This window comes from Pseudomonas sp. Ost2 (assembly GCF_018326065.1).
Taxonomy (GTDB): Bacteria; Pseudomonadota; Gammaproteobacteria; order Pseudomonadales; family Pseudomonadaceae; genus Aquipseudomonas; species Aquipseudomonas gingeri.
Window position 1 is genome coordinate 6,549,594 of sequence record NZ_AP021904.1, and the last position, 12,542, is coordinate 6,562,135.

The 12,542-nt window shown below is 64.4% G+C and carries 7 protein-coding genes and 1 pseudogene; 1 reads left to right on the top strand and 7 read right to left on the bottom strand.

The genetic code is table 11. From position 1 onward, the window contains the following. Positions 1–98: 98 nt before the first annotated feature. Complete coding sequence (locus KI243_RS28985) at positions 99–620, top strand: LasR-specific antiactivator QslA (protein WP_212810173.1); 522 nt, start codon at positions 99–101, stop codon at positions 618–620. Between the two features lie 623 nt (positions 621–1,243). Here the strand turns inward: KI243_RS28985 and KI243_RS28990 are convergent. The 7 genes and pseudogenes from KI243_RS28990 to KI243_RS29020 form a co-directional block, all read right to left on the bottom strand. Beyond that, complete coding sequence (locus tag KI243_RS28990; RefSeq protein ID WP_177108068.1) at positions 1,244–2,059, bottom strand: DUF2135 domain-containing protein; 816 nt, start codon at positions 2,057–2,059, stop codon at positions 1,244–1,246. A 3-nt stretch (positions 2,060–2,062) separates the two neighbouring features. Beyond that, positions 2,063–3,709, bottom strand: coding sequence for a DUF2300 domain-containing protein (locus KI243_RS28995; RefSeq protein WP_212810174.1), 1,647 nt, complete (start codon positions 3,707–3,709; stop codon positions 2,063–2,065). A 1-nt stretch (position 3,710) separates the two neighbouring features. Continuing rightward, positions 3,711–8,279, bottom strand: coding sequence for an alpha-2-macroglobulin (locus KI243_RS29000; RefSeq protein WP_212810175.1), 4,569 nt, complete (start codon positions 8,277–8,279; stop codon positions 3,711–3,713). Beyond that, positions 8,276–8,887 carry a DUF1175 family protein gene (locus KI243_RS29005; RefSeq protein WP_244861920.1) on the bottom strand — a complete coding sequence of 204 codons (612 nt, stop codon included), beginning with the start codon at positions 8,885–8,887 and terminating at the stop codon, positions 8,276–8,278. The genes KI243_RS29000 and KI243_RS29005 overlap by 4 nt, the downstream gene beginning before the upstream one ends. A 23-nt stretch (positions 8,888–8,910) precedes the next feature. Beyond that, complete coding sequence (locus KI243_RS29010) at positions 8,911–10,635, bottom strand: DUF2138 domain-containing protein (protein WP_177083902.1); 1,725 nt, start codon at positions 10,633–10,635, stop codon at positions 8,911–8,913. 51 nt (positions 10,636–10,686) lie between these two features. After that, positions 10,687–11,475 carry a DUF2135 domain-containing protein gene (locus KI243_RS29015; protein ID WP_017123297.1) on the bottom strand — a complete coding sequence of 263 codons (789 nt, stop codon included), beginning with the start codon at positions 11,473–11,475 and terminating at the stop codon, positions 10,687–10,689. Positions 11,476–11,874: 399 nt separating this feature from the next. After that, a pseudogene (locus KI243_RS29020) lies at positions 11,875–12,420 on the bottom strand (chorismate lyase); the annotation flags it as partial. Positions 12,421–12,542: the final 122 nt, after the last annotated feature.

Genomic DNA, 12,542 nt, shown 5'->3' on the forward strand with positions numbered 1-12,542 from the left:
ACCAGGGACTATAAGGAAAATGGCCTACCCTCCTTTTACGCACGGGCACCGCCGACTCTGTCTGCCACCAACACGGCTTGACCACGGAGAACATTTCCATGGTTGATCGCTCATTACTCTCCCGATTGCCCATCTCTACCCTGATAAGACTCTCTTCTCTGAGCCACGACGAAGCGGTCGATCGACTACGTCATGCCGCCCGGCTCTGCCTGGACGGTGCCCGCACGCTTGCCTTCAAGGATCAACAACAAAAGGACCTGGCTGACAAACTGATCGAGGATGCCCTCGCTCTTTACGATCTGGCCTTGCGGCGGCGGCATCCTCCGCCGTTATCCGAGTCACACACAGTGGTCAGCATCAATGCCTCAACCGATCCTCCTTCCGCACCACCTACCCCTTGGGACAATCAGTTCGCTCAGGAAATCGCCAGTGGCGCTCGTTGCGCGGAACGCTGGCTGGAGCGGCAAAACACCCAGCCATTGTGGTGGCAACTGACACAGGCACGTATCAGCCACCCGGAGGGGGATCGGCGTAATGCTTTCGAGGCGGGATTTTTAAGGCGATTGCAGCACCACTTGATTGCGGCGCAGCACCAGAACGTTCGAAGGTCGTCGAGTTGAACGCACCGAGCAAACGACGACTTACTGGATGACTCCCGCAGTCGCCCATCATGCCCCAACGACTCGGAACCGATGGGCGACCTTCGTAAAGACTCAGATCATCGGTGCCGCCGCTCACATGGCCGTCCGGATTCGCGGGCCGGATGGGCCATGCTTTTGGCACGGGCAACGACCTCCAGCGCCAGTGCGATATACCCCACATCGTCACTCTCGAAAGCGCCTGCCATAAAAATAGCAACCGATGGAGCGTCTTCCAGAGCCGAGGCAGGATCATAGTCAGAAACGGGGTCGTTCATTTCGAACGCCGCTGGCTCGTCGGATTGGAGACCTCGTTCGCGGATAATGGCGGCGTCGAATGTGACATCGCAATCGCCAGCAAGCCGGCTCCTACGAGTCCGCGCTACACAGACAGAGAGGTGTTTTGTCTTGAGTGAGCGGTGAAGAGGCCCTGATCGCGTTTCGTTAGCCATCACATCGAGATTGTCTGTCGCCCAACGTCCTCGCCAACCATCCGCATTTGAGACCAGGCAAGAACGAAATTTCCGACGTGTCGCTAAAACGCGATTTCAGCGATACATTCTTCGTTCATGTAACCGTCAGCGACATATCCTCACGGTGTCTCGTCAGGGATAACTAAACCGCCTCACCAACGTCAGCTCCCCCGGTGCCCGCATCGGCACGATGAACGATTCCATCTTCTCGTTGACCGTCCCTTCTTCCGTGATCAGCGTGATCTTGGCCGTGGTCAGGGCCTGGACGGCGTTTTCCTGGCCGCCGTCTTCGTCGTCATCGCTGCGGTAGCCGCCGCCGTAGTAGTTCACATACACCAGGTACTGGCCCTTGATCGGTGCGGGCATGGAGAAGATTTCCGGGCCATAGCCGGTGGTGACGTCGACGTCCAGCGAGCCACCGTTGGGCGCCGTGCGGTCGCCGTACCAGATGTGTGCGCCGTCCGGTGTGACCACGTGCAGGTCGAGGTCGGTGCCGTCGCTGTCCCAGGACAGCAGGATCCGCAGCTTGGCCTTGGTCCCGCCGCCGGAATTGAGGAACTGCACGCGCTTGCGCTGCTGGCCGTCGGGGCTGCGGACTTCGACGCTGTTGGTGCCGCCCGGGAACGAGTAAGGACGGTCGAAGTTACCGGCGGCATCGAGCTTCAGCGGCATGCTGATGCCGTTGATGATCAGGTTGCCCGGCGCCTTGGCATCCTTGGGCGCGCCCTTGATCTGGCCGAGGATGCGCGCCGTGCTGGCCTGGCCCTCCGGGGTGTTGACCGAGGAGGCCGGGTAGTTGACCGTCTGGCTGTAGCGTTCTTCGTCCGCCGAGCCGACCCGCCAACCGCCGATCGGGGTGTCGAGCCGGATGGCGTTATCGGCATGGACCGGGGCCAGTACGGCCAGCGCGCTGAGGAACAGGGCAACGGTGTGGATACGCAATGTCATGGCCTATTCCAGTAACAGGTGGCGGGCAAGCCCTTCGATGTAGTCTTCGTCCTGGCCATTCGGATGGGCTTCGAAGGCCAGGTGCAGGTATTCGTGTGTCAGGTCGAGCCGGTCTTGCTGGGTCAGCACGCCGCGCACGTAAATGCGCTGGCGCTCACGGTCGACGTAAGGCCGGCCAAAGGACAACCGGCAGACGGCGAACTGGCTGAGTTCGTTATAGCCGACTTCCTGGTCCAGGCGCGGGCGCCAGCCACGGCGCTGCTTGAGCAGCCAGTCGCGGGCGGCGGGCAGCGGCTCGCAGGAAGCGACCGGATTGTCCCAGCGGCTGAGGCTCGCGCGCGGGTAGGCACGCTGCAGGATCAGGTCGTAGCGCGCACCGGCATTGGCCTGTTCGACGGCCTGTTGCCAGGACAGCTTGTCCGGGCCGGGCTGGTCGCTGTGGTAGGTCACCGGGCTGCCGGCCAGCACCAGGTCGCTGGTCCAGGCGGCAATGGCGCGGGCATCGGCGGTGGCCGGGCGCGGGGCGACGCGCTGGCGACTGCTGCTGTCGTCGATGCTCAGGCAATCGCCGTTGCGCGCGGCGTTCTGCAGCAGGTAGGTGCGGATGGCGACGGCCAGGGCCTTGGCGGCTTCGACCGGTTCGCTCCTGGCTTCCCGTTGCAGGACCCGGGCGACGTACTCTTCGCGATCCAGGCGGGCGACCAGTTGCGGCTGGCCGGCGTTCTGCAGCAGGAACAGTTCGCCGGCGCTTTCGATATCCAGCTGGTTGCCATTGGCGAAGTCGACCCGGTAGCGGCCTTGCAGCGCCCCGTTCGCGGCCGCCTGGCCGTCCGCGCGGCTGACGCCTTTCAGCGGGTAGCGCGAAAACAGTTCGACCTGCACGCAACGCCCGGCATCCGCGGGCGACGGCGCAGGCAGGAAGTTACCGAGGACGTCCGAGTAGTGCCGCAGGACCATCTGGCTGGTGCCGCGTCCGCCGACCCAGAGTGGCGTGCCGTCTTCCAGCCAGCCGGCAAAGCCGCCCTGGCGCGATTGCGGATCGTTGTCGCCCAGCCAGCTCCAGGTCTTGACCCGCAGGCGTCCGCCCAGCACGCCGACCGCCTGGCCGTCCGCGGCGCCGAGCACCACATCGAGCAAGAGTTTTCGGGCCTGTTCCTGGGCCGGCAAGGTGCGCAGGGTTTCCAGCAGCTCGGCAATCGACACGCGGGTCTGTGGCTTGAGCTGGTCGAGCTCGAGCAGCCACGCCGGAGCGTGTCGTGCCTGCCAGTAGTCCCGCCAGCGAGCGGCGTCGATCCGCAGCCGCTCGGGCTCGAAATACAGTCCGCAGGATTTCACCAGCGCCGGATCCCGGGCGATGCTGCCACCGGGGGTGCAGCAATAGACTTCGTCGCGATCCTGGCCGTGGCAATCGTAGGCCGGCTCCTGCTGGTCGTTATCCACCAGCCAGGCGTAGACGAACAATTTCCACAGGCTGCCCAGTGGTGCTTGCAGGCTTGCCGGCAATGGCTCGCGGGCGAGCACCTGGGTGCGATTCAATTGCACCAGTTCGTAGCCATCGGCGCCCTTCCAGGCCAGGCGCACGGGCTCTTCCTCGGCCGTCGCCAGCAGAGGAAGGGCACACAACAACAGCCAGGCCAGGCGACGGGTCATGTCATTCGACCGTGATCTGTCCAAGGCTCGACTTCTGCTCCAGGGCCTGATGCTCCGGTGCATAGATCTGGCTGAAACGTGCCGGCGGCAGGTTGAACTGACCTTTCTGCGAGAAGCGGATCAGGTGACGCACCCGCACTTCGCCACTCAGACTGTTCACCGGTACGGCGTAGGCCAGTTGCCCGGCTTCGAAACGGGCTTTCTCCAACGGCGCGGAATCGGTGCCCGGTTCGCCGACGATGTTCACGCCCCAGGTGGTGCGTTCGACATCGGCACCCGGCGGCAGCGACACTTCGAGCATGCCGTAGCGCAGCGGTTTCGGGCCCTTGCTGGTGAGGATGACTTCGTCCAGGTAGAGGTTGTCGCTGGACAGCGGCTCCTTGCCCACCGCCTTCAGGCTGAAGCTGTAGGCGTCATCACCCGGCACCAGTTGCAGCAAGCGGCGCTTGATGGTCACCAGCAGGTCGTCCGGCACCTTGGCCTGGCTGAGGTAGCTCAGGTTCGCCCGTACAGGGCGCTCCTGGGCACCGCTCAGCGAGAGCACGGACGGCACGCCCGCGCCCTGCCACTGCCAGTAGTTTTCGCCGGTCGCGCCCTGGCGCGGCTGCCAGCCTTCACCCGGGGCGAGGGTCACGGCCTTCGGTGCCTGTTCGACGCTGCGTTGCAACCAGGTCAGGGCCAGGGCGCGTTCCAGGGTCGATTGCTGCGGCAACAGACGCTGCAACAGGTCCTGGGCCTGGTCGGCATTGAACGGTTTGAGCGACAGGCTCAAGGCGACGGCGAACGGCTGCGAGCTGGCGCCCAGGCGTTGCTCGGCGGCGACCAGTTGCCTGGTGAAGGCGTCCGGCAGGGCCACTTTGTTCTGGCGCGCCAGGGCAGCGGTCAGTACTCGTGCGCTGGCCAGGCCGAGGGCCGAATCCGGCGCGCTCATGACCAGGCTGTCCTCGCCATCGTCCAGCAGGTTGGCGGTATCGCCCTCACCGGCTTTCGCCAGTTCGTCCACCAGGCCACTCAACAGGGTGTTCACCGGCAACTGCATCTCCTTGGCGAACGCCACCACCAGGGCCCGCTGCAACAGCGGCGTGGCGGCGGCCTGTTTGGCGTAGACGTCCAGCACCCGCTGCCAGTGTTCCGGCGGCAGGCTGATGCCCAGGGCCTTGCTGGCGTTCCAGTCGGCGTAATAGGCATAGGCGGTCAGGAAGGCATCCGGGGTGACATCTTCGCCCCACCAGGTGAACCACGCATCCGGGCCGGCCATCTGCACCAGGCGCAGGCGACTGTTCTGCATGATCAGGCGCAGGCGATCGCGGACCTGGGCATTGGCCGAGAGCGCCGGGTAGGCAATGCTCAGCGGCAGCAACTGGCTGGCGGTCTGCTCGACACCACCGTAGGGGTAGCTGAGCAGGTCGTCGAGGCTGGCGCGGAACAGCGCCTGCGGGCTGTCGTCCAGGCGCAGGCGGATATCGCTGGCGTCCGCCGGCAGGCTCAGGGGGGTATCGCCCGCCGCTACGCCGAGACTCTGGCTCTGGGTGATCTGCCAACCGTCACCGACGGCCGTCAGGCGAACCGCCAGGGCATCCTGGGTCTTGCCATCCTGTTGCAGCTCGGCACTCCATTGACCACTGCTCAGGGCGCTGCTCGGCAGCGCAATGTAGTTGATGCCCTTGTTCAGCGACAGCGGCAGGCGCTGTTCCTGGCCGGCCAGGCGGATCAGCAGTTCGGCCTTGACCGGCTTGTCGGCCTGGCTGAAGGCGAACACGCCGAAGGTCGGTTTGTCGCCGTTGCGGAAGTGGGTCGGTCCGCTCCATTTCAGGTACAGCGGCTTGTCGGAGCGGATGAACTGGTTCTTCTGCCCGACCTGCCCGGCATCGGCCATGGCGCGCACGGTGATGCGCCAGCGGGTCAGGGAATCGGGCATGCGGAAGGTGAAACGCACCTTGCCGTTGGCATCGGTGACCAGCTCCGGCTGCCAGGCGGCGGTGTCGACGTCTTCACGCCGTGGCCGCTCCAGCACCTTCACGCCGCGCTCGCTGCGATTGGCCTTGCCCGGTGCGCCGGGGCTGCCCGGCAGCGCGACGTCGTAGCTGATGAACGACAGGCTGGCGCTGGTGCGTACGTTGTTGCGCCGCGGATGATAGAAGAACTGGTCGATGCTCGGCGCCACTTCCGGTTGCAGCGCGTAGATCATTTCATCCACCACGCTGACGGTCAGGTGCGCCGGAATCGGCTTGCCGGCGAACTGTGTGGTCAGGTCCACGGAGACGGTGTCGCCCGGCTGGTAGCTGTCCTTGTCGGTGGCGACGGCGATGTCGATCTGCGGCGCGGCGACCTTGATGCCGGCGTTCTGGAAGCTGTATTCACCGCCCTTGGTGTAGAGCACGGAGAAGGTCAGGTTGGGGGCGAAGTTGTCCTTCACCGGGATGCGCGCGCGGTATTGGGTGTCGCTGAGCTTTTCCAGGCGCAACCAGTCGGCGCCCTTGGACAGCAGCGCGGTGGCCTCGACCTTGTCCCGCTCCAGGGACAGCAGCGCATCGGTGATCGGTTCCGGGAATGTGATCAGCGCCAGGGCTTCGTCGCCGGCCTGGTACTCGGGCTTGTCGAGGAGGATTTCGACCGTGCCCGGCACGGCCTTGACGCCATCGCCGGTCACCGAGTGGCCGGTGGCGCCGAGGATGCGTTCGTGATCGTCCTTGATCGACAGGTTGTAGGTGCCCGGACGATCGAAGGTGACGCTGAAGCCCTTGTCCACCGCCGCAAGCTTGCCGCCGCCGGTGGACTGGTCTTCCAGGCGCACCCAGCTGTAGGTCGCCGGCTGGCGGGCGGCCGCATCGGCGCTGGCTTCGCTGACGTAGCCGAACTGGACCTTCTCACCCGTGGCGCTGAAGCGCTGCGGCGCCGACAGGCGATAACGCGCCGCGCCACGCTCGATGAGGATTTCCTTGGTGGTCTTGACCCGATACGCGGCGCCGTCGCTGGCAAATACCGTGAGCATGTAGCGGCTCGGCTTTTCCGCCGCCGGCAGGTCGAGGACGGCAACCCCCTTGTCGTCGGTGGTCAGTTCGGCGCTGGTCAGTTCCACCGGGAACTGCCCGAGGTATTGCAGTTCGTTGTCGACCATGGACAGTTGCTGGGCACGCAGGCTCAGTTGCACGCGGGCATCGGCCACCGGCTTGCCGTCCGGGTAGAGCAGCAGCAACTTGCCCTTGATCGCCTCGCCGGTACGGAAGTCCTGCTTGGCCAGGTCCATGGAGATTTCGAAGTGCGGCTTGATGTACTCGGCGACGCGGAAGGCGCTGCTGTAGGTCTGGTCGCGGTAGGTGAAGCGCAGTTCGTAGCCGCCGGCCACGGCATTGTCCGGCAACTGGAAACGCCCCTGGGTACCGGACTTGGCGTCCAGGTTCAGGTCCAGGGACTGCAAGGCGGTGCCGGTGGCATCGAGCACGGTGACGCGCACGGGGGCGGTGGTCGGGTTGACCGAGTCGCGGGCGTTCTTGAATTCGCGGCCGACGATCTTCAGCGACACCCAATCACCCGGCCGGTACAGCGGCCGGTCGGTGAAGGCATAGAGCTTGGTGTCGTAGATTTCGCTGTCGTAGTAGAAGTTCTCGGAGACGAAGACACCGCCCTCCTCGTCTTCACCGATCATGAACGAGCGCTCCGGGCTGACGTGCTTGAGCCGCAGCAGGCCATCGACATCGGTCTCGCCGCTGCTCATCACGCCCAGGCCATCGGTCCACAGCACCTTGACCTTGGGCACCGAGCTGCCTTCATGTTTGCGCGCGGCCCAGACCAGCAGCTCGTCGCCGGTGATCTTGCTCACCGCGACGGTGTTGGAGACGAATACCACGGTGGTCGCTCGGTATTTGCCGATCAGCGCTTCCACCAGGTACAGGCCCGGTTTCAACTTGCCCAGCGGCACATAGACGTTACCCGGCGAGACGCTGATGAACTGGCTCGACGAGCCGGCCAGGTCGACGCCCTTCGGCGGCTGGATCGGCTTGGCTTCCCACAGCGGGTAGCGGAACTGGCTGACCAGCGGCAGCCCCGGCAGCGGCGCGTATTGCGGATGGGCGTCGTAGGGCGTCGGCGCGCCGAGGGCGTTGCCCATCTTCAGTTCCGGCACTTGCTCGGTGACCTGCTTGCGCGACTCGTAGGAGAACGCACGCTGCATCACCCGGCGGGACTTGGCGTACCAGTTGTCCCACAGGTAGGCCAGGGTGTTGGACAACCCTTCGCCCTTGAACTGGGCATCGCTGACCACCCGGTGCAGGTTCTTCTGGCGCTTGAGGAACTCCAGCGGCTGGTCGATGCGGTACACACGGATGTCCGCGCCGCCATAGGGCTCCATGCGGAACCGCCGGTAGTCGCGACCCGGGGCTTCCAGACGGACCATCGCCTGCTCGTCGCTGGCGAAACTGGTGTCGGCCAGCAGGAAGAAACTCTCCCCGGCAATCGGCGTGTAGTTGCTCGGCGGCACCGAGTCGTCGGCGGCACCGGCGGCCACCGGCAGCAGCACGGCCAGGGCAAAAACCATTCGGGATAACAGACGCATCATTCGAGACCCGTTCATCGAGAGAGGAAGTTCAGCCGATAAACGCCGATGAAGTTGGGGTTCGTTGCATCGGGTATCCATCGGGTGTCCTTCCATGTCATGAGTTGCTGCACGCTGGCGGAGCGCATGCCGTTGTCGGTAGGGGTGGTGGTGCCGGTGTGATAGGCGATGTTGCGGCCCATCCAGATCATCAGGTGCTGGTCGTCGCCCTGGTCGAAGAACAACAGGTCACCGGGCCGCGCCTGGTTGAGGTCGCGGCTGACCAGCTGGCTGTTGAACTGGATCAGCTTGATCGCATTGACGTAGGGCCCGACCTTGCCGCCGCCCTGCTGCCATTGCTGGGCGAGGCTGCGTTGCCCGGCCTCCAGCGCCAGCTCCGGCGGCAGATAGCGGTTGGACAGGCCATTGGCGCGCAGCCATTTGTCGTCGTGGACCTTCAGCGCTTCGTTGGCGGCGAAACGCACCAGGCCCGCGCAGTCCTGCTGGTACCAGCGCGGGCTCGGACCCTGGGTCAACTGCTCCTGGGCGATGCGCACGAACCAGGCGCGAAACACCTGGGACTGCTCGACATTCAGCGGCGGAGCCTCGATGGCCCACGCGGGCAGGCTCAGCAAGCACGCCACCATGCCCAGGCTCTTGAACAGACGAATCACATCGCCCGCCATTGCAGAGGCAGCCACTGCCAGTGGCCATCCGGTTCGCTGCCTTCGGGCAGGGTCAGGGCGTACTTGCCGTAGCCGGCGAGCTTCTGCAGCTTGGGCAGCAGGTGGGTCTGCGCGGCGTTGCGGAATACCGGCTCCATGTCCTGGGGCAGGCTGTCGAGGGTTTCCTGCTTCATCAGTTGTGCCAGGGCGTCAGGACCGAAGTAGATCGGCATCAGCACATCCTTGGGCAGCACATCGGCCAGCGGCGGGAAGTGCTTGTCGAGAGTGCCGAGGGCCTTGTCCACCAGCTTGTCGTCCAGGGAGAACAGCAGCGTCGAGCCGTGGCGGGCCAGGCTGACCCGGAAGAAGCCCTTGCCGGTGATCGCGTCCGGCTGCGGCGCTTCCTTGGCCGCGTACTGGCCGAAGGTCGAGCTGACCTGGCGCTTCCATTGGTGGGCGCTGTCTTTCTTCTGCTCGTCGACGGGGAACAGGCCGCCTTCGACATTGCTTTCGTTGGAACCGACCATCGAGCCGAACAGCTTGCCCAGGTCGGCATCGAGCGCATCGCCGGCCTTGCTGTCGAGGCTCGCCACCAGCAACGGCGTGTAGAGACGCGAATCGGCGTACCAGCACAGGCCGGCGGCGCCGTTCATGTGTTCGGTGAGTTTCTGCGCGGTCGCCTCGTCGGCGCCGAGCTTGACCAACAGCGGCTTCTGCTGCTCGGCCGCGACCGGCAAGGCGACACAGGCGCTGGCGCCCACCGGCATGGCCTGCCAGATCGGCTTGAAGTCGAAGTCCGGCTGGTTGTCCAACTCGTCCATGGCCAGGAAGCTGTGCCAGCCCTTGTCGTCCATGTCCAGGCGCAGGCCGACGAAGTTCGGGATAAAGCGCTGGTAACCCATGGCGAGGACGCTGGCGCCGACCGAGATCCGTTGTTTCACCGTGGTTTCCCGCGGCTTGAGACCAAAGGCCTCGGGGAACAGCTTGTCGCCGTTGAGCAAAGCGGCCATGGCCTGCAGCGAAACCTCGCCCGGTTCGGCCGCGGCATCGTCGGTGTGGTCGTAGAGTTTTTCCGGGTTGGACAGCACCACCATCTTGTCGCCACGGGAAGCGAACAGCAGCGATTTGCTGGCGTTGTAGGCCAGGCGGTAGAGCGACACGTTATCCCCACCCACCTTCAGTTCACCGACCTTGCTCAACTGGGTGTCGTCCAGTGCGACCTGGGCCAGCGGTTCCAGCACCTTGGCCAGGCCACCGCGGTCCAGCACCAGCAGGAAGTCCTTGAGCCGGCCATCCTTGCCACGCCACAGGGCGACGTCCGCCGGCTGGTCGAACAGTTGCTCGATCAGCGTGTCCTGCAGCTTGAGGTCATGCTCGTAGATGATCCGGCGCAGGCTGCCGATGAGCCCCAGGCGGTCGCCATGGGTTTCGTAGTAGAAGACGAAATCCTCGGTCAGGGTCTCGCGCAGGAACGGCACACTGAGCAAGTCCTTGGGCAACTGGCTGAGGGACGCGGTTTCCAGGAGGGCATCCGGGCGACTCAGGCCGAGCTTTTCCAGGGCCAGTTCCGCCACCGGGGCTTTGGGCTTGTGGTGGAGAAACCAGCCCAACCCGCCGCCGACCGCACCCACCACGCACAGCCCGAGTACGACACCCAGCCAGCGGCGCGAACCGACGGGTTTGGCCGCGGCGGGTGTGCCGGCGTCCGGGGAAGCAGTGTTATCGCTCATGTTCACAAAGCCCATTCATCCGTGGAGCGGGATGCCCAGTAATTGAAGTGTTCAATAGTTGAAGGTCTTGACCAGCATCAGGTCGCCGATGGCGCGCATCGGCACGATAAACGTCTCGCGTTTCTCGTTGACGGTGTTTTCATCGAGGATCAGGTTGATCTGCGAAGTGATCACTTCGTTCTGGTTCTTGCCTTCATCGAAGTTATAGCCTTCGCTACCGAAGTTGCCCCAGTAGTTGACGTAAATCAGGTAGGTGCCGTGCAGCGGCGCGGTCATGGTGAACATTTCCGGGCCCGGGCCATCGACGCCATCCGGGTCGAGGCCGCCGCCATTGGTCAGGCCGGGATGGCCGAAGAAGGCGTGCTGGCCGTCCGGCGTGATGATGTGCATGTCCAGCTCGGCCTTGGGGTCGTCCCAGCCGAGCACCACGCGGATACGCGCGGGAGTGACCGAGCGATTGGCTTCGTAGAACTGCACGCGCTTGAGGGACTTGCCGGCGGAGCTGCGCACTTCGACGCTGTTGGAACCGGCACCGAAGGCATAAGGCCGCACGAAGCGACCGTTGTCATCGGTGTAGAGATTCAGTGGGTTGCCGTTGACCGACAGGGTATGCGGCTGGCGCGGACCGGATGGCGGATTGACCTTGCCCTCGATGGGCGTGCGACTGCGCTGGATACCACGATCGATGGGCGGCGTCGGATAAGCGACCTGCGGCGCGTCGCTGCGATCGAGAAGGCCGGAATAACGCCAGCCGCCGGTCGGCTCCTGCAACTCGGCCGAGGGCTCGGCCCAGGCACTCGCGGCCCAGAGGGCGATCAGGATGGGGAAAAACCGACGCATCTATGCCTCCTTGCCAGACATCACGAAACCCTGCGCCCGATCCATCCATGGCGCACCACTGAAACACTGAAATCAGAAAGGACCTGTCGAGGACAGGTCGGGAAGTCGCAGAGGTTAGCGATTCACATCTGGTTGCACAATGGCGGAAAAGCGCTATTTGCGGGGCGCGTCGGCAAATGAGAGGTCGTGCACACTCAACCCCGTGCACGCCATGAAAAACAAGGCCAAAGGCCACTACTGATGGTGTCACACCGGCTGCAGATCACGCAGGGCTTCGGGGTGTTGGCTGGCGACCCGCAGTAGGGTCTGAGCCGCACCCGTGGGTTGTCGACGCCCCTGCTCCCAATCCTTTCAGGCCCTGCGCTTTTCCAGGATTGCTGGCCCATCCACCTTCGCCCAGAACGTCGGCAGAAACACTTCCGATACCAGAATGCCCAGGTCGCCCCGTTCGAAGCGTGAGCGTCGCGCCCACAGCGGGGATGCCGTCAACTGACCGTTGCGAGCCGAATCCTCGTAACGGCAGAACTCTATCGGCCCACGCCGGAAGTCGAGGTCACCGAACAGCAGCGGTCCGATCGGCTGATCGCCCAGGGTCCGCAAGTCCTGGCCGGTCATCTGCTGCACCGCAGCCGGGATCACCGTGCGGGCGAAAACCCAGGGCACGCCCTGGCCGGTGAGATAGATCTCGCGAATCCAGCCACGGCTGCCGGCGGGTAATTGCAGCGCCGTGCATTCGCTGTCCAGCAACACGTCTTCGCGCTCATACAGCGGGGTGATGGCGAAGCGACCACCGGAAATCTCGACCAGACGCTGGGTCAATGAGCCCGGATCCAGCAGGTAATCGGCAACCGATGCCTCGAGCCCGGCGCCCGGTTGCCCGGCCAGTTGCCATTGCACATGCGGATCGGCACACAGGGTTCGATGATTCCTGACGTTGTCGAACATTGCACTTTTCCACCTTTTCTCGAAACCGTTCGTGCGGCATGGGCAATAGGGTCACATAGGGAGGTGGGCGACTGAAGGGACATTCCTGCACTGTCGAAGTGCACAGGATTCACTTCTCAACG

Excerpts from the sequence above, each read along its gene's own strand:
- KI243_RS29000 (WP_212810175.1), bottom strand. The coding sequence starts at position 8,279 with ATGAACGGGTCTCGAATGATGCGTCTGTTATCCCGAATGGTTTTTGCC.
- KI243_RS28995 (WP_212810174.1), bottom strand. The coding sequence starts at position 3,709 with ATGACCCGTCGCCTGGCCTGGCTGTTGTTGTGTGCCCTTCCTCTGCTG.
- KI243_RS29005 (WP_244861920.1), bottom strand. The coding sequence starts at position 8,887 with ATGGTGGCGTGCTTGCTGAGCCTGCCCGCGTGGGCCATCGAGGCTCCG.
- KI243_RS29015 (WP_017123297.1), bottom strand. The coding sequence starts at position 11,475 with ATGCGTCGGTTTTTCCCCATCCTGATCGCCCTCTGGGCCGCGAGTGCC.
- KI243_RS28985 (WP_212810173.1), top strand. The coding sequence starts at position 99 with ATGGTTGATCGCTCATTACTCTCCCGATTGCCCATCTCTACCCTGATA.
- KI243_RS29010 (WP_177083902.1), bottom strand. The coding sequence starts at position 10,635 with ATGAGCGATAACACTGCTTCCCCGGACGCCGGCACACCCGCCGCGGCC.
- KI243_RS28990 (WP_177108068.1), bottom strand. The coding sequence starts at position 2,059 with ATGACATTGCGTATCCACACCGTTGCCCTGTTCCTCAGCGCGCTGGCC.